The sequence below is a fragment of the Rubrivivax albus genome (assembly GCF_004016515.1).
GTDB classification, from domain to species: domain Bacteria; phylum Pseudomonadota; class Gammaproteobacteria; order Burkholderiales; family Burkholderiaceae_C; genus Rubrivivax; species Rubrivivax albus.
Genome location: NZ_SACT01000007.1, coordinates 159972 through 183953, shown reverse-complemented (window position 1 = coordinate 183953; position 23982 = coordinate 159972). Strand labels below are relative to the sequence as shown.

Below are 23982 nucleotides of genomic sequence, written 5' to 3'. Positions count from 1 at the left end.
CCGGGCGGTCCGATCGCCCCGGTAGATTGTGCCGACGCACCGCCCCGGGTGGCCCCGGTGTATGCGTCAGTCGCGCCTGCGCGGCACTGCGTAAGGGCTTGCCCCGATCAGGGGCCCGTGACGCGCCGGTACACCGGCCCCCACATCGGGTGGCCGGCCTCGGCGCGGCTGAGCGCAAACGCCGGGTCGGCCACGCGGGCAGCGCGGAAGGCGGCCTCGCACTCGGCTTCACGCGCGCTGGTGCAGGCGATGAAGGCGATCAGCTTGTGCGCACTGGCCTGGTCACGGATGCTCACCAGGCCGGCTGCCAGCGCGCGCTGCAGCGCAGCCTCGGCGGCCGGGTACTGCGCGTTGTCGTACAGGCGGATGCCCTCGACCAGCGCGCGTTCGGCGGGGCGTTCCATCAGCTCGGCCAGACCCACCGGCGCAGGGGGCGGCGGCGGCGGGGGAGGCGCCGGCGTGGCGCAGGCGGCGACCAGCGTGCTGGCCAGCAGCATTGGCCACAGGCGACGTTGACGCGGGTGACGAAGCGGATGGGCCGGGGGCAGGGTCATGAGCCGAATCGGTGTCTCAGGGTCACGGGCTGGTCGGCGTCGACATCGACCTGGGTACTGTACGGCGGGAAGTCGCCGTTGCGCACGGTGATGCGGTGGCTGCCCGCCGGCAGGGTGAGCGTGGCCAGCGGGGGTGTCAGGCCGGCGGGCTGGCCGTTCACCTCGATCTCGCCCCAGGGGCTGATGGCCAGGCGCACGGTGCCCATGGCCGGCGGGGCGGCCGTTGGCGTAGGGGCCGGTGCGGCCGGCTTGGTGCGCGCTGGCCGCGGGCGTGGCTTGGCGGCCGTCGGAGGGGGCGGAGCCTCGGCGACGGTCGTCGCGGAAGGGACAGCGTCCGGTGCGGAAGCGGCGGCATCGTTGGCCAAGGCGTCTTCGGCGGGCGTGGCTTCCACCGGAGGGACCAGCGCGGCGGCGGCGGGCGGCGTGGCTGCCACGGCGATGGCCGTCGAGGCAGGTGCGTCGGCAGGCGCATGCCACCACCAAGTCGAGGCTGCGCCCAGCGCCATCGCCGCGCCCAGCATCGGCAGCAGCACCAGCAGGCGGCGGCGCTGGCCCGGGTCGGCGCCCTTGCGAGGTTCTTCGGCACTGGTGCGCTCCTGCCACGGGCGCAGCGCCAACGCGAACTCGGCCGCGCTGGCAAAACGCTCGGCCGGGTCGCGCGCCATGGCCTTGGACGCCACCGCGGCCAGCCCCGCGGGCACCGCGGGTTGGAGCGCATCGGCCGGTGCCGGATTCACGTGCAGCACGGCGTTGGTGATCTGTTGCAGCGAGTCGCCCTCGAAGGCCTTGCGCCCGGCCAGCAGCTCGTAGAGCACGACGCCGAGCGAATACACGTCCGTGCGGCCGTCGATGGTGCCGCCCTGCAACTGCTCGGGCGCCAGGTAGTGCGGTGACCCGGCCACCAGACCGTCGAGTGCCGGCTGCGCAGCGCTGAGCGTGCACTGCGCGCCGTGGGCGATGCGCGCGATGCCGAAGTCCAGCACCGTGGGCTTGTCCTTGCCGGTGAGGAAGATGTTGGCCGGCTTGATGTCGCAGTGCACCACCCCCCGCGCATGCGCGTAGGCCAGCGCGTCGGCCACGCGGCGCACCAGGTAGGCGGCCTGGCCCGGTCGCGGGCGCCAGCCGCTGGCGATGGCCTGGCGCAGGTCGCGCCCGCGCAGGCGCTCCATCGCGATGTAGACGCCGTGCGCCGAGAGGCCCGCGTCGTGCACCGTGACGATGTGCGGGTGGTTCAGCCCGGCGACGGCCCGTGCCTCGTTGAGGAACAGCCGGTCCAGCGCCAGGCGTTCCGGCGGGTCGACGTCGAACTGCAGGGTCTTGACGGCCACCGTGCGCGAGAGCAGCGGATCCCAGGCTTCGTGGACGTTGCCCAGGCCACCTTCACCCAGCTTGCGCTTGAGCGCGTAGCGGCCGATGTGCTGCAGCGTGGGTTCCGCGGACAGTTCGTCGGCCGGCGGTGGCTCGCTGTTCAGCGGCAGTGGTTCAGCGGGTTCCGGCCAGCGCCCGTCCATCGACGGCGGCAGCGAAGCCACCGTCGCGGCGAAGTCGGAGTCGCCGGCATCCTGCGGCGAGCGTTTGGCATGCAGTCCCACAAGCCGAGAGCTTAGGCGCGCCGGCCGGGGCGCTGGCGATGAAAAGCAGGGGATTGGCCTGCCGGTTAACGGCTTGTCACCCGTGCTTACCGGGCGGCGGGCACTGTTTCACGCCGGTCCGGCCGACTGCAGGCGGGCCCTGTGGTGGCCGCCGGATCAGGCCAGTTCGCGCTTCAGGCGCGCCAGCGCTTCCTGCAACTGCGGCAGGCTGCTGGCGAACGACAGGCGCAGGTAGCGCTCGGCCGCTGCGGGCCCGAAGTCGCGGCCGGGGGTCAGCGCCACGTGGGCGCGCTGCATCATGTCGAAGCAGAAGTCCCAGCTGCTGGCATTGAAGCGGCTGCAGTCGGCCCAGGCGTAGAAGGCGCCGTCGGGCGCCACCGGCACCGTCAGGCCCAGCGCGTTCAGCGCCGGCACGACCATGTCGCGCCGTTCGCGGAAGGCGGCACGCCGGCGTTCGTATTCGGCAATGGATTCCGGCTCGAAGCAGGCCAGCGCCGCCTGCTGCGCGATGCTGGAGGCGCAGATGTAGAGGTTCTGCGCCAGCTTCTCCACCGCCGGCACCAGGGCCGGTGGCAGCACCAGCCAGCCCAGGCGCCAGCCGGTCATGCTGAAGTACTTGCTGAAGCTGTTGATGGAGATGACGTCGTCGCCCAACGTCAGCGCGCTGGCACCGAAGGCGTCGTCGTAGCTCAGGCCGAGGTAGATCTCGTCGACCAGCGTCACGCCGCCGCGTTCGCGCACCGCCTGCACGATGGCCGCCATCTCGGCCGGTGCGATCGACGTGCCGGTGGGGTTGGACGGCGAGGCCAGCAGCACGCCGCGCGTGGCCGGCGTCCAGTGTGCACGCGCCGACGCGGCGTCGAGCTGGAAGCGCGCCTGCGGCGACGCCGACAGCAGGCGCGGCGTGGCGCCGGTGGCGCTGACGAAGTGCCGGTTGCAGGGGTAGCTGGGGTCGGGCATCAGCACCTCGTCCCCGGGCTCGAACAGGGCCAGCGTGGCCAGCTGCAGCGCGGCAGAGGCGCCGGCGGTGATCACGATGCGCCCCGGGTCCACGTCGACGCCGAAGCGCTGGGCGTACCAGGCGGCGATGCGTTCGCGCAGCGCCGGCAGGCCGGTGGCGTGGGTGTACTGCGTGCGGCCGCCACGCAGGCAGCGCTCGGCAGCGTCCTGCACCAGGGGCGGCGCGGTGAAGTCCGGCTCGCCGATGTTCAGGAAGATCATCGGCTCGCCGCCCCGCGCCGGGTCGCAGGCCGGGCTGCGCGCGATGGCGTCGGCCGCCTTGGCGCACTCCATCACGTAGAAGGGCTCGATGTGGTCGAGCCGGGAGGCGAGCTTCATGGGCGGTGGCGTTGGTTGGCTCAGCGCGCCGCGCCGCGCCGCGCGGCCTGCACCTCGACCGGCCGCAGGTCGGCCGCGGCCTTGTCGAGCACGCCGTTGACGTACTTGTGGCCGTCGGTGCCGCCGAACTCCTTGGCCAGTTCCACCGCCTCGTTGATGGCCACGCGGTACGGCACGTCGATGCAGTTCTTCAGCTCGTAGGCGCCGATCAGCAGCACGCCATGCTCGATGGGCGAGAGCTGGCTGGTGCGCCGGTCCACGTGCCTGGCCAGCACCGCGTCCAGCGTGGCGGCGTCTGTGATGCAGCCGTGCAGCAGGGCGTCGTAGTGGGCGCTGTCGGCCTTGTCGAAGCCGTCCTGCTCGCGCATCAGGGCGTCGATGACGCCGGCGTCCTCGCCGGCCAGCAGCCACTGGTACAGGCCCTGGAGCGCAAACTCGCGCGCGCGCCGGCGCGGTGACTTGGTGGGGGCCCGGCGCTTGGCGGGCGGCTTGCCACCCGACTTGCCGGCCGCCTTCGCAGGCGCCTGAGGTGTTGCCGGCGCCGAGCGGTTCTCGTCGCTCACGGCAGGTCCTCCAGCAGGTTGGCCATCTCCACCGCCACGCGGGCGGCGTCGCGGCCCTTCTCCTCGGCGCGCGCCCAGGCCTGGGCCTCGTCCTCCACCGTGAGGATGGCGTTGGCGATCGGCAGGCGGTGGTCCAGCGACACGCGGGTGACGCCGGCACCGCTTTCGTTGGCCACCAGCTCGAAGTGGTAGGTCTCGCCGCGGATGATGCAGCCCAGCGCGATCAGCGCGTCGTAGTCACCGTCCTCGGCCAGGGCCTTGAGCACCACCGGGATCTCCAGCGCGCCGGGCACGGTGAGGTGCACGACGTCACGTGCGACCACGCCCAAGGTGAGCAGCTCGGCGATGCAGGTCTCGGCCAGCTTGTTGGTGATGGCATCGTTGAAGCGGGCACGCACGATGCCGATGCGCAGTCCTTCGCCGGCCAGTTCGCCGGCGGTGCCCTTGTCGGCGCCTTGCATGGGGGTCCTTAACGGGTTTCGGGGGCCACGAAGCCGGTGACTTCGAGGCCGTAGCCGGCCATGCTGGGCATGCGGCGTGGGCTGCCCAGCAACTGCATGCGGGTCACGCCCAGGTCGCGCAGGATCTGCGCGCCGACGCCGTACGTGCGCAGGTCCATGGCGGCCGCGCGGCGCGGTGCCGGCTCGGCCGGGGGGGTCACCTGCGGCAGCAGCGCCTGCACACCGGCACCGCAGTTCAGCAGCACGGCCACACCGCAGCGCCCGGCGTGCAATGCCGCCAGCGCCGCCGGCAGCGGCCAGGAATGCCCGCCGCCGGCGGCGTCGAGCAGGTCGAAGGCGGTGAAGGGCTCGTGCACGCGCACCGGCACCGTCTCTTCGGCGGTCCACTGGCCGTGCACCAGCGCCAGGTGCAGGCCGCCGCCCGCGTCGCGGTAGCTGACGCAGCGGAAGGCGCCGTGCGGTGTTGTCAGCGGGCGCTCGCTTTCGCGGTGCACCAGGGTTTCGTGCCGGCTGCGGTGCTCGATCAGGTCGGCGATGGTGCCGATCTTCAGGCCGTGTTCGCGCGCGAAGATCTCCAGGTCCGGCAGCCGCGCCATGGTGCCGTCGTCCTTCATGATCTCGCAGATCACGGCGGCGGGTTCCAGGCCGGCCATGCCGGCGAGGTCGCAGCCGGCCTCAGTGTGGCCGGCGCGCATGAGCACGCCGCCATCCTGAGCCTGAAGCGGGAAGATGTGACCCGGCTGCACCAGATCGCTGGCCTGGGCGTTGCGCGCCACGGCCACCTGCACGGTGCGTGCGCGGTCGGCCGCCGAGATGCCGGTGGTCACGCCGGTGGCGGCCTCGATGGAGACGGTGAACGCCGTGCCGTGCTGGGTGCCGTTGCGGCTGGCCATGGGCGGCAGGCGCAGCCGCTCGCAGCGGTCGCGCGTCAGCGTCAGGCAGATCAGGCCGCGGGCGTGACGGGCCATGAAGTTGATCGCCTCCGGCGTGACGTGCTCGGCAGCGATGACGATGTCGCCCTCGTTCTCGCGGTCCTCCTCGTCGACGAGGATCACCATGCGGCCAGCGGCCAGGTCGGCAACGAGCTCGGGGACGGGGGAAATCGGCATGGCGGGATTGTAGGCGGGCGACCAAGGCGCTCCGCGTCGCCGTGGTGACCAAGCGCCTGCGCCGGCACCGAGTCTCGTGCGGTCGGACGATGCTGTTGCGAGACTGTCGATCGAGCTGACACTCGGCATCGGGTCATCTTGCGCGATGCAGTAGGCTTTCGTGCTAACTATATGATGTCAAAAAGAAATTTTGTATTGGCATGCCATTTGCAAATGGATGGCAAGTTCAACATTGCATGTCCAGGATCTTCCAGGCTGCAGATGACCGGAGTTTTTATGAAACTGTTCAAGGCAATCAGTCTGGCGGCGATGCTGGCCATGGCGGGCGCAGGTGCTCAGGCGGCTGTGACGGTGCAGAAGGACAATTCGAACCCCTTCACAATCCCTGGCTTGACCGGATTCGTGACCCTGGGTGACGACATGACCGGCATGACCGTGACTGCTCGGTTCAGTGGTGTCGGTGACGGTCCCATCGAAGAGACCCTGACCTGGGCAGCCACTGGGGCGGGTTCGGGTGGGGTCACCAGCACGCTCGGCGGGTGGGGACTGTCGGTCTCGGGCGACACTTTCAGTGCTGCCTGGGAATTCACCATCGATGGGCAGGCGGGCTTGGGCCAGCTGACGTCGTTCACCCTTGACGGCGGTGCCTTGAACGCGTTCACCGTCTTCGATACATCGGACCCTCAGCCCGGTACGGAAGGCTCTGCCAACGGCCGCGACTTCCAGTTCTTTGGCGGGTGCGACAACTGCGATGCGAACGTCGTGTACAGCATCCCGGTCGCGATTGCGCCCAATGCCGCGGTGGGGGACATCTACCACGTGATGACGGTGAACTTCCTTGACGACACCGGGCCGGCTACGGACTTCAGCTTCCGCCAGGACACTGACAACGATGCGCGCCGCTCGAACCCGGTGCCGGAGCCGGGTTCGTTGATGCTGGCCGGGCTGGCTCTGGCGGGCCTTGGTGTGGCACGTCGTCGCGTACGCTGACGCCACCGAACTGGCTGCCGGCACCAGGTGGTGCGAGCCTTAGTGATGTGCGGGGCCCTTCTGGGCCCCGCTTGTCGTTTGGTGTTTGCCACCCTAGGGGCGCTTCAGGCGCCCACGGGTTTGTCTGTCAACGCCACCACGTGTCGGGTGACGACGTACTCGACTGCAGACGCAGTCGGGCGTCGCCGTCGACGCGGGTCAGGTCCTGCAGTTTGAACCGCGGCGCCAAAGAAAGGGTCGCGGGTGGGGGCATCTGTGCGATCGGTGCGCCTGCCACCAGCAGCGCAGGCGCCACGTAGGCCACCCACTCGTCTACCCACCCCGACCTAAGCCACGCACCGGTCAGCCGCGCGCCGGCCTCCACATGCAGTTCGTTGACCTGCCGGCGGGACAACTCGTCGATCAGCGCACCCAGGTCCAGGCCATCTGTGGCCACTGACAGCCGCACGATCTCGGCGCCCTGCCGTGTCAGGGCGTGTCCAGGCGTGTCGACGCCTTCGGCGGCGAACAGCACCGTGCCGCCACCGGCCAGGCAGCGTGCCGTTGGTGGCGTGCGCAGATGGCTGTCCAGCACGCCACGCAGAGGTTGGCGCGCAGTGGGCACGGCCCGCACCGTCATCTGCGGGTTGTCGGCCAGGACCGTGCCGATGCCGGTGAGCACCATGCTGGCGCGACGGCGCCAGCGATGACCGTCGTCTCTCGCCGCTGGGCCAGTGATCCACTGGCTGCTGCCATCGGGCAGGGCCGTGCGGCCGTCGAGTGAGGAGGCGGTCTTGAGCCGGACCCATGGCCGGCCACGCAACTGGCGCGAGAAGAAGCCGACGTTCAGATCGAGCGCCGCATCACGGAGGCTGCCCTCGGCCAGGTCGACCGTGATGCCAGCGGCACGCATGCGCGCGAGCCCCTGGCCCGCCACGTGGTGGAACGGATCCTCGACAGCGACCACCACGCGCCGGATGCCGGCACTGATCAATGCATCACAGCACGGGGGCGTGCGTCCGTGATGCGCACAGGGCTCCAGCGTGACCCAGGCGGTGGCGCCTTGCACATCTTGGCCTTGACGCGCGGCGTCACGCAGTGCCATCACTTCGGCATGTGCCTGACCCGGCGCCTGCGTGAAGCCGGTGCCCAGCACGGTGCCATTTGCGCGGCCGATCACGCAGCCGACACGGGGGTTGGGTTCACTCAGACCAATCGCGTGCTCGGCCTCCGCCAGCGCCTGTGCCAGGCGCGCCTCATCCAACGCCGTCAGCATGACGCTCAGGACGCAGGCTGGTGGCGGTAGGTATCGCCGTCGATGAACTCAAGCACACCGGTATTGTCGGTCTCGTTCGGGCAGGTGAAGGCTGTGGTTCCGTCACCGGCGCCAATCATCAGGAAGTTCTGGTTCACCAGCGACGTGCGTACGTTGACGTAGTCGAGCGGGTGCTCTTCGTTGCTCATCTCGCTGGGCACGAGGTAGTGGCCGAGCTTGGGCGTGTAGCGGCACACCCGCCACTTGCCGGCCGTGGCATCGCCAAGCAAAGCGACGATGTCCGGATGAACCACCAGTGACCGTCCCGACCAGCGATCGCCGGTGCCCAATGGAACGGCGCAGTAGTAGGCCACATAGAGCGGCTGCTGGGTCTCGAAGCAAGCTTGGCTGCCTGCCTGGTCCGCGGGCGCAGACTGCACCACGGTCAGCTCCACCGGCATGCTCGCACCGAGCGGGTTCTCCGCCTCAGCCGCGTTCGAAGGCGCTGCCGGGTTGGCCGAGAAGCGCACGAAGCCGGCCAGAAGACGGGCGTTGAAGGCCGTGCAGGCGTCGCCAGTACAGACCTGGGTGATGAAGCCGGTGGTGTTGTTGAACACCCATGACACGCCAGCACCCGGGGGCTGGAAGCGGCTGTTCGTGCCGTCGCCGATGTCGATGGCTTCCACCGGTACCGCGGGATGTCGGCCTCGGGGCCGGCGTACGCCGGTGCCATCCGAGTTGACCAGAAGCGACCCGGCAAGCGCTGGTGGCGTACCCTGCAAGGCTGCGCTGAGCCGCACGGACTGTGTCTGGTCGGTGCGGTCCTGCCAAGTGACATCAATCACCACGGCCTTGCGGCGCGGGGCGTGGATGTCGCCCTCAGCCGCATCGACCACGGACTGCGCCACCTGGTAGGTGGTGTTGGCCACGTCGTAGCCGGCCACGTCGGCAGCGGCGGCGCTGACGATGGCATCGTAGTCGGCGAGTGTTTCCACGCTGGCGCGCACAGCCTCCAGCGTCTCCTGAGCGATGCGCACGGCCTCGCCTCGCTGCTTGGCGATGTCGCTGTTGAATCGCAACGTGGTCTGCACGCCCAACACGGCCAGGGTGCCGAAGGCCATGATGGCCAGCGCCACCAGGGCTTCGACCAGCGAGATGCCACGCTCGGTCGACGGCAGGCGGCCCATCAGAAGTCCCTCCAGCCGCCCGGAACACGAACGAAGGTGCCGTGTGTCCAGCGCAATCGGTTGAGCGTCTGCGCCTCGTGCGTCACGGTCAGGGTGCTGCCGCTTTCAAAATCGAGATCGCCTTCCCCGATCAGCGCGCCCTGGATGCTGCCACCGGCCCCGCTCAAGGCCAACGATTCGCCACGGCTGTAGACCACGCCGTGCAACGGCACATCGAGTGCGAGTGCGCCGTTGACGACGAGCATCACCGGGGCCGCTGGTGAGCCGATGCCGCCGCCGCTGTCGAGCGACGCATCACCGGCCAACCAGAGAATGCGGCCCGGGTGGCGCTCGGCCGCTTCGCGGACATCGGCGGCACCGCAAGGGTCGCAATCCAGCACAAGGGTCGCAGCCTGGTCACGGTAGAGATCGAATGTGGTGGCGAACACGTTGGAGAACATGCGATTCCTCGCATCCGCAGCGTCCGGGGGAAAGACTGCTGCAACCAGCGAAGGGTCCGCCTCGGACACGACGCGTGCACGGTCGGCCGGTGAGCCCGGGGAACTGCCTAGCGATACGTCGGTGTCGACACTGCCACCTGCCATCACCGCGAGACCGCCACTGCCTGCGCTGCCATTGATGGCCCACAGCGTGGTTCCGCCGCCAGGGACGTCAACGTCCCCCAGCACCGTGATCGCGGCAGAGGGTACGGCCGGCAACGCGCTCTTGAGCGCCACCAACACGCGTGCCCGCATGCGGCCTTCCCCCGCCACGGGCGCGGCCGGGAAATCGAGGCAGGTGTCATCCAGCCGGGTGCAGCCGTTGACCTCCAACCAGACCAGCCCCGGCCGCTGAGGGACGTGGCGTACGAAGCGAACCCTGAATGCGGGGAACACGCCTGCACCCACGGGCTCCACCAGCGCGGGGTCGCCGTTGACCGGGCAACTGCATGTCCAGTCGGCCCCGTTGAAGACACAACTCGGCCAGACCGTGCCCCCCAGGTCGGCGCCGAACGCCGGACCGGGATCAACGAGACCGGTGTCGGCGGACATGTTCAGGTAGCGTTGGCGAAACGACAGCTGAGCCGCGTCGTCGCTCGAAAGGCAGTCGTCGTCGATGCGGCCGTTGTTGAGCATGGACAGCGTCCACTCCACGCCGGCCTCGACAGCCTCGAACGCGAGTGTCGACCGGAACTGATTCCCCGCGGTCCGCTGCTCGAAGATCATGTTGCGGTTGGTGTACGCGGCCACCAGCGCGAGGATGAAGAACAGCACGCTGACGATGATCAGCGTGGTGACGCCACGCTGCCGTCGCCCGACGTAGGGGGTGCGGGTAGGTCTCATGCCGGGCATGCCAGGGCCGGGTTCAGCGGATCGTTGAAGCGCAGGTCGTCGTTGCGAACGCGTACCACGCTGCGAATGCTTCGCTGGATGCGTGGATCAGTGGCTGCACGCGCGACGATGTCGATCTGGTAGCTGCGCACCGCCAGCGATGGCCAGCATGCCGTGTCTTCAGGGTCGGCACTGCAGGCCTTTGGACACTGTATCTGGGCGACCGTTTCCGGCATCGCCGTTACCGTCAGTTCCGTGACGCGCATCGTGTTGCCATCGGTCAGGGCTTGCCAGCCGCCGTTGCCCAGCAGTGTCTGGATGACGCCGTCATCGCTGAGCCTGAAGCCGTAAGGCCCCTGCTGCTGGTTGCGCCGGTAGTTGAAGGTGATCTCGCTGGTGCCGGCAATGGCCACGTCGGCAAATCCGTTGCGCACTGGTGCCGGGCCACCAACTGTGACGATCAGCTGGCTGGGGCTGCCGTGTGCTCCCGCCCTGCGGATTTCGCGTGCAATGATGTCGGCACTGGCGCGCAGGTCCTGCTGGATCTGGGTTTCCAGCAGCAGCGTGCGGTTGTCGTTGAGTTGCGAGGACACGACCAGTGTGGCGCCAGCGAGCACGAAGAGCCCCACCGCCAAGCCGACCATCAGTTCAACCAGCGTCAGGCCGCGCTGGTTGGATCGAATGCTATCGGCGTGCATCGGCATTGGACTCCGCGGTTCAGTCGTCGCAGGACGGTTCATGCATCGTGGATCCCGAAGGACTGCAGACACTGGGACGCCCGCTGAGGCCGACCACTGTCAGCAGGCTCCGGGCAGCGTCCACAGAAGCGCCGACCGCGAACTGCGAACCCGGCGCGGCGCCGACCTCGATGATGGGCAGGCGTATACCGCCGGCGATCGGGTCGTAGGTGAAGCGGTCGGCCTGGTCGATCGGCACCGAAAGTGCAACGCCATCACTCGTGGGTACAGCGACGGTGCGGATCTCGCGTGCATCTCCATCGCATCGCGCGCCTGCAACGCGGTGACACCCACATGCCTGGCTGGGAGGGTCGGCTGATGGGTCCGTGTAGATGATGTAGCAGGTCTGCGGACTGTCGGCGGTAGCTGCGCTGACTCGAAAAGTCACATTCAGCCCACGCGCGGCTGCTTCCGACCGTGCGTACTGCAGATCAGTGACCAACTGACCATTGATGCTCTTCAGGCGCTGCGTCAGGATGAACTCACGAAAGCTGGGCGCGGCAATCGTGAGCAACGCTGCTGCCACGGCGATGGTGATGAGCAGTTCCGCGAGCGTCAGGCCGCGTTGGCGTCGATGTCGTGTCATCGCGTCCAGCATGTATGCGTGGCGGCAAAGCCGCCGCAGTCTGCAGTGCCACAACCTGCATAGGTCAGGTTGCCACCCGCCAGACGAACGCGCAGGCCGCGGCACTCGTCGCTGGCTTGCGACGTGCCGTCTCTCCCGAAGGCCGTCAGCGTGTAGCCAGTGGCGTCGGCAGCATCGATGCTGACCGCGTAGTAACCCCCGGGCGTCACATCGGACAGCCCCAGCCCGGGCGGGTCGTCGCCACCGGCCGCCGTCAGCGCGGTGGTGTACGACGCGTTGTTGTTTCGCCAGCGTTCTTGCGCCTGCTGCACGGCAGCCAGCGCCGTGTAGGCTTCGGATCGCCGGCTCTTGCGTACGGACTCGTTGTACGCGGGCACCGCAATGGCCGCCAGGATGGCGACCACCACGATCGCCAGCAGCAACTCCACCATCGTGAAACCACGGCGGTCTTGGCAAGGCTGAGGCGCCGGCGGACGAGCCGTGTGCAGGGGCAGGCAGGACATGTGCAGATTCTCACGCCGGTCGACCCGAAAGAGGCTGCGAGTGCGGACCGTTCGTCGCCGGAGCGCTCCCGCCGGTCGCACTCCCCCTTGTTTGCCGGTTCGGGTTTCGGAAGCTCAGCATCGACGTTGACCAGGTAGGGCCTCGTCCGGGGTACAGGTACGGGTCCGCCCCATGACATTGACGACCAGATGCAACGTGCCCGCCCGCCCGTGGAGGCGCAGCGTCGCGGTTGGCGTCACTGTCCCGCCGGTGGGATCGAAGCTGACGCCTCGCACGTTGGTCTGCAACGAGAGGGGCTGTGCCATCGGGAGCAGCACCGTTCGCAGCGGCGTGACCTCCGGCACACAGTCCGGTCCATCAGCGGTGCAGGTGCAGTCCCCAGGGGCGCCGTCGTGCACGACGTAGCACCCGTCGCCGCCCGGCTCCTGCAGGAAGTCCATGCGGAGGACTTCGTTGCGAGCGACGGCCGTTGCCCGCGCCAGTTGAATGTCGGTCTCCAGTTGTGCAGCCGTGCCTTCCAGCCGGTGGCGTTCCTTGAGACCCACCAACGTGGGCAACGCGCTGCCCAGCAGCACGCCGGCGACGGTGAGCGGGATCAGGGCTTCGACCAGGCTGAAGCCGGTCTGTGAAATGCGGCGGATGGTCATGACGGTGTTCCTGGAGGCGGGCTGGAATGCCTGCACTCTAGGCAGCACCTTCATTGCCCGGAACCCGCGCAGGGAGGGCTCGGCGGGGGCCCCGGAACGGTCGTCCCCCGGCCGGGGGGTGGCCTCAGATGTCCTGGATCAGCTGCCGGAACTCGTCCACGTCCTCGAAGCTGCGGTAGACGCTGGCGAAGCGCACGTAGGCGACCTTGTCCAGCCTCTTCAGTTCCCGCATGACCATCTCGCCCACGCGCGTGCTGGGCACCTCGCGCAGGCCGCTGCTCTGCAGCTTGCGCAGGATGCGCTCCTGCGCGGCGTCGATCTGTTCCATGCCCACCGGGCGCTTGCGCAACGCCAGCATCATCGACGCCCGCAGCTTGTCGGGGTCGAACTCGTCGCGCCGGCCGTCGCGCTTGACGAGCGCCGGCAGCGCCACTTCCACCCGTTCGTAGGTGGTGAAGCGCTTGTCGCACTTCAGGCAGCGACGCCGGCGGCGGATGACGTCGCCCTCGTCGGATTCCCGCGTCTCGACGACCTGGGTGTCGTCATGGTCGCAGAAGGGGCAGTGCATGGCCTGTCGTCGCCCGGTTGGCGGGTCAGCGGTAGACCGGGAAGTCGCGCGTCAGCACGGCCACCTTGGCGCGCACGGCGGCGATGGTCTGCTCGTCGTGCGGGTGGTCCAGCACGTCGGCGATCAGGTGCGCGGTCTGGCGCGCCTGCTCTTCCTTGAAGCCGCGCGTGGTCATGGCCGGCGTGCCAAGGCGGATGCCGCTGGTCACCATCGGCTTCTGCGGGTCGTTGGGGATGCCGTTCTTGTTGCAGGTCATGTGGGCGCTGCCCAGGATGGCCTCGGCCTCCTTGCCGGTCAGGTTCTTCGGCCGCAGGTCCACCAGCATCACGTGGCTCTCGGTGCGGCCGCTGACGATGCGCAGGCCGCGCTCGATCAGCGTCTCGGCCAGCACCTTCGCATTGGCCACCACCTGCGCCTGGTAGGTCTTGAACGCCGGCTGCAGCGCCTCGTGGAAGGCCACGGCCTTGCCGGCGATCACGTGCATCAGCGGGCCGCCCTGGATGCCGGGGAAGATGGCGCTGTTGATCTTCTTGGCAATCGCCTCGTCGTTCATCAGCACGATGCCGCCGCGCGGGCCGCGCAGGCTCTTGTGGGTGGTGCTGGTCACCACGTCCGCATGCGGCACCGGGTTCGGGTAGACGCCGGCGGCGATCAGGCCGGCGTAGTGGGCCATGTCCACCATGAAGTAGGCGCCCACGGCCTTCGCGACTTTCGCGAAGCGCTCGAAGTCGATGCGCAGGCTGTAGGCACTGGCGCCGGCGATGATCAGCTTGGGCTTGTGCTCGTGCGCCAGGCGCTCCATCGCGTCGTAGTCGATGGCCTCGTTGGCATCCAGGCCGTAGCTGACCACGTTGAACCACTTGCCGCTCATGTTCAGCGGCATGCCGTGCGTCAGGTGGCCGCCCTCGGCCAGGCTCATGCCCATGATGGTGTCGCCCGGCTGCAGCAGGCCGAAGAACACGGCCTGGTTGGCCTGGCTGCCGGAGTTGGCCTGCACGTTGGCGAAGCCGGCACCGAAGAGCTGCTTCAGGCGCTCGATGGCCAGCGTCTCGACCACGTCCACATGCTCGCAGCCACCGTAGTAGCGCTTGCCGGGGTAGCCCTCGGCGTACTTGTTGGTCAGCTGGCTGCCCTGCGCGGCCATCACGGCAGGGCTGGTGTAGTTCTCGCTGGCGATGAGCTCGATGTGCTCTTCCTGCCTGCGGTTCTCGGCGGCGATGGCAGCGGCGACCTCGGGGTCGATCAGCTCGAGGGTGGAGCGGGTGCGGTCGAACATGGGGACGGTTCCTCGTGGACGGTGGCCTGGCCCTGCGCAGGCCGGCGCTCCAGGGGAGTCACCGGCGGAGGGCTGCCCAGGCGAACGGCACTGCGGCCAGGTACCCCGTGGGCTTGCCTCGGCCGCCGCGCTCCCCGGTGGTGGCCCACCTCGGGGCAGGACGCCCCTCATCGCCAGTCGCGCGGCTCGCCAGTGTAGCGTGCGACGCGCCGGCGTCGGTGCTTCAGGACTGCGGCGCGATGGCGACGCGTTCGGCGGCTGTGTCGGCCGGCAGGGCCTCCGGCTCCGGGGGCGGCGCCGGTGGGGTGCTGGGCACGTTCACCGCCACCGACTGCCCCTGCGCCACGCGCTGGATGTGGCTCTGCTCGTACAGCACCTTGGCTGCGTAGCCGCCGTCGGTCTCCAGCAGCGCGGCGCCCACGTAGTGCTTCAGACCACCTTCGACGCTGCCCGTGCGGCGGACGTATTCCTTGAGGATCTGCGCGCCCACGCGCAGGTTGCTCACCGGGTCGAAGGCCGCGTGCACACCGCCGAAGGCCTCGTACTTGTCGTCGTGCACCCGCGTCATCACCTGCATCAGGCCCTGGGCGCCGACCGAACTCTGCGCGAACGGGTTGAAGCTGGACTCGATGGCGATGATGGCCAGCAGCAGCGTGGGGTCCAGGCGCGAACGCTGCCCGATGTCCCAGGCCTCCTTGACCAGGCGCGCCACCGGTTCCGGCGCCACGCGGTAGCGGCGCGACAGCCAGCGCGCCACCGACGCCTGTTCGCGGGTCAGCTCCGCGGGGTCGGCGGCGGTGGCGCGGGCCACTGCGGTGGGCTCGCCCACGACGGCCAGCAGATCGCCGGAGGCCACGGCACGTTGCTCGAAGCGGTCCTGCAGCCAGTTCAGGGCCACGGACTCGGCCTCGTGACGCAGGTCGGGCCGGCCGACAGCGAAGATGGCCGCGGCCACCGTGGCCAGGCCCACCAGGGCCAGCGTGTTGTGGCCCAGTTCCAGGGCCCCGTGGCCCACGTCGCGCAGGAACACGGACAGACCGCGCCCAGTGGCGCGCTGCACGTCGCGGAATGCGGCGAGGGTCTGCATGGCTCTCCTTCCATCGAGACCCCGGCGCCGTGGTCGGCGCGGGTCGGGTCTCACAATACGTGGCAGGCGCTCATCGCAAAGACCCCAGCGTAGGGGGAGGCGCGGCCTGCGTGTTCGGGCTTTCGGGTTAACCCGGATTCGTCTCAGCGCGGCGGATTCTAGGAACCGGCCTATACCCGGTCAAGAATATGGAATGCGTCTCTAATTACTTCTGAGTATGAAATACCGCGACCTGCGAGACTTCATGGGCCAGCTCGAACGCCAGGGGCAGCTGCGCCGGGTGGCCGATCCGGTGTCGCCTGCCCTGGAGATGACGGCCGTTGCCGACGCCGTGCTGCGTGCCGAGGGCCCTGCGCTGCTGTTCGAAGGGCCTGCGGGGCACACCATGCCGGTGCTGGCCAACCTCTTCGGCACCCCTGAACGGGTGGCCCTGGGCATGGGGGCGTCGTCGCTGTCGGATCTTCGCGACGTCGGTCGTCTGCTGGCCGCGCTGAAGGAGCCGGAGCCGCCCAAGGGCCTGAAAGAGGTGGGCAAGCTCTGGGACATGGCCAAGGCGGTGTGGGACATGAAACCCGCCGTCAAGGGCAGCGCCCCATGCCAGGAGGTGGTGCTCACCGGCGACGACATCGACCTCGGCCGACTGCCGGTGCAGACCTGCTGGCCCGGCGACGCCGGCCCGCTGATCACCTGGGGCCTGGTGGTCACGCGCGGCCCTCAGGGTGTGGCCCAGCCGCGCCGGCGGCAGAACCTGGGCATCTACCGCCAGCAGGTCATCGGCCCGCGGCAGACCATCATGCGCTGGCTGGCCCACCGCGGCGGGGCCCTGGACTTCCGCGACTTCGCACGGGCCAACCCCGGCCAGCCGTTCCCCATCGTCACCGCGCTGGGCGCCGACCCGGCCACCATCCTGGGCGCCGTGACGCCGGTGCCGGACACGTTGAGCGAATACCAGTTTTCGGGTCTTCTGCGCGGCAGCCGCACCGAGCTGGTGGACAGCAGCGTGGGCGAAGGTGAGCTGAGGCTGCAGGTGCCGGCCAGTGCCGAGATCGTGCTCGAGGGCCACATCCCGCCGGCCGCGCCGGGCTACACCGGCACCTCGGCCGCCGGCGTGCCGCTGAAGGAGAAGGGCGGCTACCTGCACGCGCTGGAAGGCCCGTTCGGCGACCACACCGGCTACTACAACGAGCAGGACTGGTTCCCGGTGTTCGAGCTCTCGCGCCTGACGATGCGCCGCGAGCCGATCTACCACTCCACCTACACCGGCAAGCCGCCGGACGAACCGGCGGTGCTGGGCGTGGCGCTGAACGAAGTCTTCGTGCCCATCCTGCAGAAGCAGTTTCCCGAAATCGCCGACTTCTACCTGCCGCCCGAGGGCTGCAGCTACCGCATGGCCGTGATCAGCATCCGCAAGGCCTATCCGGGCCACGCCAAGCGGGTGATGTTCGGCCTGTGGAGCTTCCTTCGCCAGTTCATGTACACCAAGTTCATCGTGGTGGTGGACGACGACGTGGACATCCGCGACTGGAAGGAGGTGGTCTGGGCCATCACCACGCGCATGGACCCGGTGCGCGACACCACGCTGGTGGACCAGACCCCCATCGACTACCTGGACTTCGCCTCACCGGTCAGCGGCCTGGGCGGCAAGATGGGGTTGGACGCGACCAACAAGTGGCCCGGCGAGACGGCCCGCGAGTGGGGCCGTGCGCTGGGCATGGACGCGACGGTGACGGCGCGCATGGCGCCGCTGGTGGAGCGCCTGGTCGCCGGCCGTTGATCTGCAGCGGTTGATCTGTGTCAGCGCGAATGTAAAGACGGCGCGGAAATGCCCCCGCCCGTCTTGCGCGTGCCGCTGGCTTGTCCTAAGGTTGAATTGCCTTCCACGAAGGCACCCTGAGACGGCACAGTCTTCTGTGCGTCAGGAACGTCGGACGAAAATCTCCGGAGTTCCGCAGGCGGCACCGTCCGCCACGCCCCTCCCGGTCGAAACGGCCCGGAGGGGTTTCTGCTTTCAGGGGGCCAGCTTGAACTCGCGCGCCAGCAGCGCGTAGGAGTGCCGCCGCACGGCCGGGTCTGTGGCCCAGGTGTTGACCACCAGCTCGTCGAGCTGCAGTTCGGCTGCGAGCGCCCGCAGCTTTGCGCCGACGGTGGCGGCACTGCCGACGAAGGACCGCGCGCGCATCGGCGCCAGCTGCTGCTGTTCCATCTCGTCGAAGCCGGTGGCGGCGATCTCGTCGGGCCAGCGCAGCGGGCCCAGCCGACCCCGTGCGCGGTCCAGCCGCCAGCGGTCGCGGCTCAGCGCTTGGCGCTGCGCCTCGGCGTCGGTGTCGGCCAGCAGGGCCCAGACGCAGATCGTCGCGCGCGGCGCCGGGTGGCGGTCGCTGGGTCGGTAGAGCGTGCGGTACAGGTGCAGCGCCTGCTCCACGCCCTGGCCGTCCATGAAGAAGTAGGCGAAGGCGTAGGGCAGGCCCAGGTGAGCGGCCAGCTGCGCGCCGTAGTCGGAGCTGCCCAGCATCCAGACGTCCGGCGCACGCGCCAGGCCGCTGCCTTCGGGCGGCAGTGGGTGCGCCGGCACGCCGTGCGCCGGCAGGCCGCGTGTCCATGCGATGAGTTCCTGCACCTGCTGCGGAAAGTCGTCCGGGTTGCCGGCGACGTTCGGGTTCAGCAGCCGCGCGGTGCGGCCGTCGCTGCCGGGCGCGCGGCCCACGCCGAGGTCGATGCGGCCCGGCGCCAGCGCGTCCAGCACGCGGAACTGTTCGGCCACCTTCAGCGCCGCATAGTGCGGCAGCATCACGCCGGCGCTGCCGATGCGTATGCGCGTGGTGCGTGACGCGATGGCGGCCATCAGCACCTCGGGCGCGGTGCCGACGATGGTGGGCAGCGCGTGGTGCTCGCTGACCCAGAAGCGGTGGTAGCCCAGGCCCTCGGCAAAGACCGCGAGGTCCAGCGTGTCGCGAATGGCGTCGTCCTGGCCGCGCCCGGCGACCCAGACCGACTGGTCGAGGATGGAGAGTCTCACCCCGCCATTGTGATCCTCGCCAGCGCGTCAGGCCGCCTTGAGCAGGTCCGCCGCCTTCTCGGCCACCATGATCACCGGCGCGTTGGTGTTGCCGGAGACGATGCGCGGCATGATGGACGCGTCCACCACCCGCAGCCCCTGCAGCCCGTGCACGCGCAGCTGCGCATCCACCACGTCGTGGGCCGGGTCCGGGCCCATGCGGCAGCTGCCCACCGGGTGGTAGATGGTGTCGGCACGGGCGCGGATCACCTGCTCGATCTGCTCGTCGGTCTGCGCCACCGCGGTGGCGTTGAGCTCACGCCCACCGAAGCGGGCCAGCGCCGGCTGCTGCAGGATGCGGCGCATGGCCTTGAAGCCCAGCACCATGCGATGCAGGTCGTCGGGGTCGGTCAGGAAGCAGGGGTCGATGCGCGGCGCGGCCAGCGGGTCGGCGCTGTCCAGGCCCACGCTGCCGCGGCTGCGCGGGCGCAGCAGGCACACGTGGCAGGAATAGCCGTGGCCGAACACCGGCTTGCGGCCGTGGTCGATCAGCTTGCCGATCACGAAGTGCAGCTGCAGGTCCGGTGTGGCCACGTCGGGCGTGCTGCGGAAGAAGGCACCCGCTTCGGCGAAGTTGGTGGTCAGCATGCCGCTGCGCGCGCGACGCCATTCCAGGATGCCCTTCAGCGCGCGCCAGGCGCCGGCCGGCGACAGGCCGAACAGCTCGTGCAGACCCGGCGTGTCGACGATCTGCACCACGTCCGGGTGATCGTGCAGGTGGCGGCCCACCGCGGGCAGGTGGTGCGCGACGGCGATGCCGTGTTCACGCAGCGCGGTGCCGTCGCCGATGCCAGAGAGCATCAGCAGCTGCGGCGACTGCAGCGCGCCGGCGCAGACGATGACCTCGCGCTGGGCGAGCAGCGTCTGCGTGCTGCCATCGTCGCGCCGCAGCTCGACGCCGGTGGCGCGCGTGCCGTCGAGCAGGATGCGCGTGGCGCGCGCGTTCGTGATCACCTGCAGGTTCGGCCGCCCCAGGTTCGGCGTCAGGTAGCCCTTGGCCGCGCTGAAGCGCTCGCCGTTCCGGTGCGTGACCTGGTAGGGCCCCGCGCCTTCCTGCAACGCGCCGTTGAAGTCCGTGTTGGCCGGCAGCCCGGCCTGCAGGCAGGCCTGCACGAAGTGCGCGCCGAAGGGGTTCGGGCTGCGCAGGTCCATCACGTTCAGCGGCCCGCCCTGGGCGTGCCAGTCATCGGCGCCGCGCTCGTTGTGCTCTGCGCGCTTGAAGTAGGGCAGCACGTCGTCCCAGGCCCAGCCCGGGTTGCCCAGCTGCGCCCAGTGGTCGTAGTCCTGCGGCTGGCCGCGCAGGTAGATCATCGCGTTGATCGAGCTCGAGCCGCCCAGCACCTTGCCGCGCGGCTGGTAGCCGCGGCGGCCGCCCAGGCCCGGCTGCGGCACGGTCTGGAAGGCCCAGTTGGCGGTGCCGGTCTGCGCCATCACGGCCAGCCCGGCGGGGCAGTGGATGAGCACGCTGCGGTCCGGCGGGCCGGCCTCCAGCAGCGCGACGCGGGTGTCCGGGTTCTCGCTCAGGCGTGCGGCCAGCACGGCACCAGCCGAGCCGCCGCCGACGATCACGTAGTCATGGCGGTCTGTCATGAAATGATCCTAGACCGGGTGGCTGCCGATTCCCGCGGCGTGCGCCCACGTTAGGCTCACGCCTCTAGAGACCCGGATACCAGGAGAAACCCCGATGCGTTGGTTGACGCGCGCCGTGCTGGCGCTGCTGTTCCTCTGCGCGCTGATCGCCGCCGCCGCTTGGTTCTACGTGCAGCGCGCGAACCCGCTGCACGACGGCCGGCTGGCCCTGCCCGGCCTGCAGGCCGAGGTGCGCATCGCGCGCGACGTGCACGGCATCCCCACCATCCACGCGGCCAGCGACGCCGATGCCTTCTTCGCGCTGGGCGTGGTGCACGTGCAGGACCGCCTGTGGCAGCTGGAGACCCACCGCCGCATCGGCAGCGGGCGTCTGGCCGAGGCCTTTGGCCCCGCGGCGCTGGACACCGACCGCTTCCTGCGCGCGCTGGGCGTGCGCCAGGCGGCGCAGGCCCAGTGGGACCGCCTGCCCGCCGAGAGCCGCGCCGTGCTGGAGGCCTACAGCGCGGGCGTCAACGCCGCACTGTTGCAGGTGAAGGCGCGGCCGCCGGAATTCCTGGTGCTGGGCGTGGTGCCCGAGGCCTGGACGCCGGTGGACAGCCTGGCGTGGGCGCTGATGATGGCCTGGGACCTGGGCGGCAACTGGCGCAACGAACTGCTGCGCATGCGCCTGGCCGCGGTGCTGCCGCGCGAACGCATCGACGAGCTGATGCCGCCTTACCCGGGTGACCTGCCGGCTGTGCAGCGTGACTACCCGCAGCTCTACCGTGACCTGGGCCTGCTGCGTGCGCCGGTGCGCCAGGCCTGGACGGCACTGCCGACGCTGGCGCCGGAGTCCGGCATCGAGGGCACCGGATCCAACAACTGGGTGCTCGCCGGCGCGCGCAGCGCCACCGGCCAACCGCTGCTCGCCAACGACCCGCACCTGGGCTTGACGACGCCGGCGCTGTGGTACTTCGCGCGACTGAAGACCCCCACGCTGGACGTGGGCGGCGCCACGATGCCCGGCCTGCCCAGCGTGGTGCTGGGCCAGAACGCGCGCATCGCCTGGGGCTTCACCAACACCGGGCCCGACGTGCAGGACCTCTACATCGAGCAGGTAGACCCGGCCGATGCCAGCCGCTACCGCACACCGCAGGGATGGGCAGCCTTCGAGGCCCGGCAGGAGACGATTCGCGTGAAAGGCGGCGACCCGGTCACGATGACCGTGCGCAGCACCCGCCACGGGCCGGTGATCTCCGACGCCGCCGGCATGGACGACGTCAGCAACGCCGGCCACGTGCTGGCGATGCGCTGGACCGCGCTGGATGCCGACAGCGACCCCATCGCCCCCAGCCTGGGCATGATGCGCGCGGCCAGTGTCGAGGCCTTCATCGCCGCCGCCGAAGGCTGGGTGGCGCCGATGCAGAACATGGTGGTGGCCGACGCCGATGGCCGCATCGGCATCATCTCGCCGGGCCGCGTGCCGCTGCGCCAGCCCGACAACGATCTCGCCGGCCAGGTGCCCGTCCCGGGCTGGGACGCGCGCTACGACTGGATCGGCTGGATCCCGGCGGGCGAGACGCCACGCGAGGTCGACCCGGCGCGCGGCTGGATCGCCACCGCCAACCAGCGCATCACGCCGCCGGACTACCGGCATCACCTGACGCACGACTGGACGCTGCCCTACCGCCAGCATCGCATCGAGCAGCGCCTGGCCGAGAAGGCCAAGCACACGCTGGACGAACTGGGTGCGATCCAGGCCGACGTCAAGTCGCTCGCCGCCGCCAAGCTGCTGCCCTGGCTGAAGCAGGCACGCCCGGCCCATGCGCTGGCCGGTGCGGCGCAACAGCAGCTGGCCGGCTGGGACGGCACGATGGCCGGTGACCGTGCCGCACCGCTGATCCACTGGGCGTGGCAGCGCGCACTGGCACGGCGGCTGTTCGAGGACGAGGTGGGCGAGGCGCTGTTCGGCAAGCACTTCGGTGGGCGCACGTTCCAGGACGCGATGGAGGCCGTGCTGGCGCGCGACGACGCCTGGTGGTGCGACCACAAGCGCACGCCGGCGGCCGAGACCTGCGCCGACCAGGTGAGCGCGGCGCTGGCCGATGCGCTGGACGAGCTCTCGGCCCGTTTCGGCGCCAACCCGGCGCGCTGGCGCTGGGACGACGCGCACCGCGCGGTGTCCGAGCACCGGCCGTTCTCGAAGGTGGCGGCGCTGGCGCCCTGGTTCGAGGTCTCGGTGCCGGTGCCCGGCGACACCTACACCGTGGACGCGATGCGCGTGAGCCTGTCGGGGCCGGACGCGCAGCGCTACCGCAGCACGCACGGCCCCAGCCTGCGCGCGCTGTACGACGTGGGCGACCGCACGAAGTCGCGCTTCATGCACAGCAGCGGCCAGAGCGGGCTGCCCTGGGCCGCGGCCTACCGCAACTTTGCGACCCCCTGGTCCGAAGGGCAGACGGTGCCGCTGTGGCCGGCGGCGGATGCCGCCGCCGCTGGTGGCCTGCTGGTGCTGCAAGCGGCTGGCACACCATGATGCGCCGGCCCACGTGGCGGGCTCGGTGAACGCTCGTCAGACCAGGCGCGCTCGGTCGGCCTCGTCCAGCACGATCGGCTGCCCGTGCGGTGTGCGCTCCGCTGCCTCCGCCCAGGCGCCAGCCAGCGCCTGCAGTTGCGCGGCATCGCCCAGACCGCGGGCGAGCACCAGCGACTCCAGCGCGTTCAGCCAGTGCTGCCAGTAGCGGCCGCCGTCGTCCGGGTCGCCCTGTGCCTGCGCGTCGCGGATGGCGGCGGTCAGCGCTGCAGCCCACTCCGGCCAGCTGAAGGCGCCACGCTCGTGCAGCGCCAGCACCAGCGCAAAGGCCTGGGCCTGCCAGGGTTCGCCGAACACCGGGCCGTCGTCGCCCAGCCGCAGGCCGGGCAGGGCCGAGAGGTCGGGGTCGGGTGTCATGCGGCCTCCAGGTAGGACGCCCAGGCGTCGACGCTGACGCGGTCGCGCGGGTCGCCCTGAGGGCCCCAGAGGTCGGCGGCGCTGAACTCCACCGTGAACAGCCACTGCGCCTCGTCGCGGCCTTCCGCATGCGCGTCGGCGAACAGGTGGGCGCCATGCACGCCGACGACCGTGCCGACGTGGCCGCGCACGTAGCGTGGCAGCCGCGTGTGGCCTGGCGGGTGCAGGTTGCGCGCGCGCACGCGGTCGCCGATGGCGAAGGGGGCTGGGCCCGCCGCCGGGCGGCTCACCGGCGTGCCTCGGGCGAGCGCGGTGTCGACCTCGCCGGCACGCAGCACGCGCAGCGCCGGACCGGCGGCGGCCGCGGCGACCGTGCCCTGGTGCACGGCGGCCAGTTCGTCGGCGGTCACCAGCCCGCGCTGCCGCATCAGCCGCTCCAGCGCGGCGATCCAGATCGCGTAGTAGCTCGAGCCCAAGTACTGCGCCGGCGGCAGGCTCTCGCGCGCCGCACGCGACTGGTCGATGTTCCACGCGCCGGTGGCGCCCATGGCCAGCGTGAGGCCCAGCGCCCGGCGTTCCCACGCGGCGTGGAACAGCGGTTCGTCGGTTTCCAGTTGCACCGGGCCGAAACCCTGCAGGCCGCCCATGTCGTGCACGCCGTTCAC

General features: G+C 70.2%; 23 protein-coding genes. 3 read left to right on the top strand and 20 right to left on the bottom strand.

Translation table 11 applies throughout. The features are described from left to right. Positions 1-107: 107 nt before the first annotated feature. The 6 genes from ENE75_RS19010 to ribBA form a co-directional block, all read right to left on the bottom strand. Positions 108-554 carry a TssQ family T6SS-associated lipoprotein gene (locus ENE75_RS19010; RefSeq protein WP_233259167.1) on the bottom strand — a complete coding sequence of 149 codons (447 nt, stop codon included), beginning with the start codon at positions 552-554 and terminating at the stop codon, positions 108-110. Beyond that, positions 551-2146 (bottom strand): serine/threonine-protein kinase, encoded by a 1596-nt coding sequence (locus tag ENE75_RS19005; protein WP_233259166.1) that lies wholly within the window; start codon positions 2144-2146, stop codon positions 551-553. Before ENE75_RS19005 ends, ENE75_RS19010 begins: the two co-directional genes overlap by 4 nt. 156 nt (positions 2147-2302) lie before the next feature. Beyond that, positions 2303-3484 (bottom strand): pyridoxal phosphate-dependent aminotransferase, encoded by a 1182-nt coding sequence (locus ENE75_RS19000; protein WP_128199903.1) that lies wholly within the window; start codon positions 3482-3484, stop codon positions 2303-2305. A 20-nt stretch (positions 3485-3504) separates the two neighbouring features. After that, positions 3505-4047 carry a transcription antitermination factor NusB gene (nusB, locus tag ENE75_RS18995; protein ID WP_128199902.1) on the bottom strand — a complete coding sequence of 181 codons (543 nt, stop codon included), beginning with the start codon at positions 4045-4047 and terminating at the stop codon, positions 3505-3507. After that, on the bottom strand, positions 4044-4508 hold the full coding sequence (gene ribH, locus ENE75_RS18990) for a 6,7-dimethyl-8-ribityllumazine synthase (RefSeq protein ID WP_128199901.1): 465 nt from the start codon (positions 4506-4508) through the stop codon (positions 4044-4046). Before ribH ends, nusB begins: the two co-directional genes overlap by 4 nt. Before the next feature lie 8 nt (positions 4509-4516). Then, positions 4517-5617 (bottom strand): bifunctional 3,4-dihydroxy-2-butanone-4-phosphate synthase/GTP cyclohydrolase II, encoded by a 1101-nt coding sequence (gene ribBA / locus ENE75_RS18985; protein ID WP_128199900.1) that lies wholly within the window; start codon positions 5615-5617, stop codon positions 4517-4519. 276 nt (positions 5618-5893) lie between these two features. On the opposite strand from ribBA, the gene ENE75_RS18980 reads away from it, so the two are divergent. Further along, entirely contained in the window at positions 5894-6607 is a 714-nt protein-coding gene (locus tag ENE75_RS18980) for a PEP-CTERM sorting domain-containing protein (protein ID WP_199232359.1), read from the top strand. A 127-nt stretch (positions 6608-6734) separates the two neighbouring features. Here the strand turns inward: ENE75_RS18980 and ribD are convergent, their stop codons facing one another. The 10 genes from ribD to ENE75_RS18930 form a co-directional block, all read right to left on the bottom strand. After that, positions 6735-7862, bottom strand: a complete 1128-nt coding sequence (ribD, locus tag ENE75_RS18975) for a bifunctional diaminohydroxyphosphoribosylaminopyrimidine deaminase/5-amino-6-(5-phosphoribosylamino)uracil reductase RibD (protein WP_128199899.1) — start codon at positions 7860-7862, stop codon at positions 6735-6737. Between the two features lie 5 nt (positions 7863-7867). Further along, positions 7868-9028 (bottom strand): type IV pilus modification PilV family protein, encoded by a 1161-nt coding sequence (locus ENE75_RS18970; protein ID WP_128199898.1) that lies wholly within the window; start codon positions 9026-9028, stop codon positions 7868-7870. Beyond that, entirely contained in the window at positions 9028-10350 is a 1323-nt protein-coding gene (locus ENE75_RS18965) for a pilus assembly PilX family protein (RefSeq protein WP_158289013.1), read from the bottom strand. The genes ENE75_RS18970 and ENE75_RS18965 overlap by 1 nt, the downstream gene beginning before the upstream one ends. Then, a complete protein-coding gene (locus ENE75_RS18960) occupies positions 10347-11036 on the bottom strand; it encodes a PilW family protein (protein WP_158289012.1) in 690 nt (229 codons plus the stop codon). Before ENE75_RS18960 ends, ENE75_RS18965 begins: the two co-directional genes overlap by 4 nt. A 19-nt stretch (positions 11037-11055) precedes the next feature. Then, positions 11056-11661 carry a GspH/FimT family pseudopilin gene (locus tag ENE75_RS18955; protein WP_158289011.1) on the bottom strand — a complete coding sequence of 202 codons (606 nt, stop codon included), beginning with the start codon at positions 11659-11661 and terminating at the stop codon, positions 11056-11058. Next, entirely contained in the window at positions 11658-12164 is a 507-nt protein-coding gene (locus ENE75_RS18950) for a type IV pilin protein (protein WP_128199895.1), read from the bottom strand. The genes ENE75_RS18955 and ENE75_RS18950 overlap by 4 nt, the downstream gene beginning before the upstream one ends. 114 nt (positions 12165-12278) lie before the next feature. Further along, positions 12279-12812, bottom strand: a complete 534-nt coding sequence (locus ENE75_RS18945) for a GspH/FimT family pseudopilin (protein WP_158289010.1) — start codon at positions 12810-12812, stop codon at positions 12279-12281. Positions 12813-12936: 124 nt separating this feature from the next. Next, on the bottom strand, positions 12937-13380 hold the full coding sequence (gene nrdR, locus ENE75_RS18940; RefSeq protein ID WP_128199893.1) for a transcriptional regulator NrdR: 444 nt from the start codon (positions 13378-13380) through the stop codon (positions 12937-12939). Positions 13381-13405: 25 nt separating this feature from the next. Beyond that, on the bottom strand, positions 13406-14656 hold the full coding sequence (gene glyA / locus ENE75_RS18935; RefSeq protein WP_128199892.1) for a serine hydroxymethyltransferase: 1251 nt from the start codon (positions 14654-14656) through the stop codon (positions 13406-13408). Positions 14657-14879: 223 nt separating this feature from the next. After that, a complete protein-coding gene (locus ENE75_RS18930; RefSeq protein ID WP_128199891.1) occupies positions 14880-15743 on the bottom strand; it encodes a transglycosylase SLT domain-containing protein in 864 nt (287 codons plus the stop codon). Positions 15744-15960: 217 nt separating this feature from the next. Between ENE75_RS18930 and ENE75_RS18925 the strand changes: the two genes are divergently transcribed. Next, complete coding sequence (locus ENE75_RS18925; RefSeq protein WP_128199890.1) at positions 15961-17517, top strand: UbiD family decarboxylase; 1557 nt, start codon at positions 15961-15963, stop codon at positions 17515-17517. A 234-nt stretch (positions 17518-17751) separates the two neighbouring features. Here the strand turns inward: ENE75_RS18925 and ENE75_RS18920 are convergent, their stop codons facing one another. Together ENE75_RS18920 and ENE75_RS18915 are read right to left on the bottom strand one after the other, a co-directional pair. Beyond that, a complete protein-coding gene (locus tag ENE75_RS18920) occupies positions 17752-18759 on the bottom strand; it encodes an LLM class flavin-dependent oxidoreductase (protein WP_128199889.1) in 1008 nt (335 codons plus the stop codon). Between the two features lie 27 nt (positions 18760-18786). Then, the gene (locus ENE75_RS18915; protein WP_128199888.1) at positions 18787-20388 is read right to left on the bottom strand and encodes a GMC family oxidoreductase; all 1602 of its coding nucleotides are present in this window, start codon (positions 20386-20388) and stop codon (positions 18787-18789) included. Between the two features lie 94 nt (positions 20389-20482). Between ENE75_RS18915 and ENE75_RS18910 the strand changes: the two genes are divergently transcribed. After that, positions 20483-22903, top strand: coding sequence for a penicillin acylase family protein (locus ENE75_RS18910; protein WP_128199887.1), 2421 nt, complete (start codon positions 20483-20485; stop codon positions 22901-22903). Between the two features lie 36 nt (positions 22904-22939). Here the strand turns inward: ENE75_RS18910 and ENE75_RS18905 are convergent, their stop codons facing one another. Both ENE75_RS18905 and nthB read right to left on the bottom strand, forming a co-directional pair. After that, positions 22940-23317 carry a nitrile hydratase accessory protein gene (locus ENE75_RS18905; protein WP_128199886.1) on the bottom strand — a complete coding sequence of 126 codons (378 nt, stop codon included), beginning with the start codon at positions 23315-23317 and terminating at the stop codon, positions 22940-22942. Beyond that, positions 23314-23982, bottom strand: a complete 669-nt coding sequence (gene nthB / locus ENE75_RS18900) for a nitrile hydratase subunit beta (RefSeq protein ID WP_128199885.1) — start codon at positions 23980-23982, stop codon at positions 23314-23316. Before nthB ends, ENE75_RS18905 begins: the two co-directional genes overlap by 4 nt.

Bases quoted from the DNA above. Each gene is read 5' to 3' on its own strand.
- ENE75_RS19010 (WP_233259167.1), bottom strand. From the start codon at position 554: ATGACCCTGCCCCCGGCCCATCCGCTTCGTCACCCGCGTCAACGTCGC.
- ENE75_RS19000 (WP_128199903.1), bottom strand. From the start codon at position 3,484: ATGAAGCTCGCCTCCCGGCTCGACCACATCGAGCCCTTCTACGTGATG.
- ribH (WP_128199901.1), bottom strand. From the start codon at position 4,508: ATGCAAGGCGCCGACAAGGGCACCGCCGGCGAACTGGCCGGCGAAGGA.
- ribBA (WP_128199900.1), bottom strand. From the start codon at position 5,617: ATGCCGATTTCCCCCGTCCCCGAGCTCGTTGCCGACCTGGCCGCTGGC.
- ENE75_RS18980 (WP_199232359.1), top strand. From the start codon at position 5,894: ATGAAACTGTTCAAGGCAATCAGTCTGGCGGCGATGCTGGCCATGGCG.
- ribD (WP_128199899.1), bottom strand. From the start codon at position 7,862: ATGCTGACGGCGTTGGATGAGGCGCGCCTGGCACAGGCGCTGGCGGAG.
- ENE75_RS18970 (WP_128199898.1), bottom strand. From the start codon at position 9,028: ATGGGCCGCCTGCCGTCGACCGAGCGTGGCATCTCGCTGGTCGAAGCC.
- ENE75_RS18965 (WP_158289013.1), bottom strand. From the start codon at position 10,350: ATGAGACCTACCCGCACCCCCTACGTCGGGCGACGGCAGCGTGGCGTC.
- ENE75_RS18960 (WP_158289012.1), bottom strand. From the start codon at position 11,036: ATGCACGCCGATAGCATTCGATCCAACCAGCGCGGCCTGACGCTGGTT.
- ENE75_RS18955 (WP_158289011.1), bottom strand. From the start codon at position 11,661: ATGACACGACATCGACGCCAACGCGGCCTGACGCTCGCGGAACTGCTC.
- ENE75_RS18950 (WP_128199895.1), bottom strand. From the start codon at position 12,164: ATGTCCTGCCTGCCCCTGCACACGGCTCGTCCGCCGGCGCCTCAGCCT.
- ENE75_RS18945 (WP_158289010.1), bottom strand. From the start codon at position 12,812: ATGACCATCCGCCGCATTTCACAGACCGGCTTCAGCCTGGTCGAAGCC.
- nrdR (WP_128199893.1), bottom strand. From the start codon at position 13,380: ATGCACTGCCCCTTCTGCGACCATGACGACACCCAGGTCGTCGAGACG.
- glyA (WP_128199892.1), bottom strand. From the start codon at position 14,656: ATGTTCGACCGCACCCGCTCCACCCTCGAGCTGATCGACCCCGAGGTC.
- ENE75_RS18930 (WP_128199891.1), bottom strand. From the start codon at position 15,743: ATGCAGACCCTCGCCGCATTCCGCGACGTGCAGCGCGCCACTGGGCGC.
- ENE75_RS18925 (WP_128199890.1), top strand. From the start codon at position 15,961: ATGAAATACCGCGACCTGCGAGACTTCATGGGCCAGCTCGAACGCCAG.
- ENE75_RS18915 (WP_128199888.1), bottom strand. From the start codon at position 20,388: ATGACAGACCGCCATGACTACGTGATCGTCGGCGGCGGCTCGGCTGGT.
- ENE75_RS18910 (WP_128199887.1), top strand. From the start codon at position 20,483: ATGCGTTGGTTGACGCGCGCCGTGCTGGCGCTGCTGTTCCTCTGCGCG.
- ENE75_RS18905 (WP_128199886.1), bottom strand. From the start codon at position 23,317: ATGACACCCGACCCCGACCTCTCGGCCCTGCCCGGCCTGCGGCTGGGC.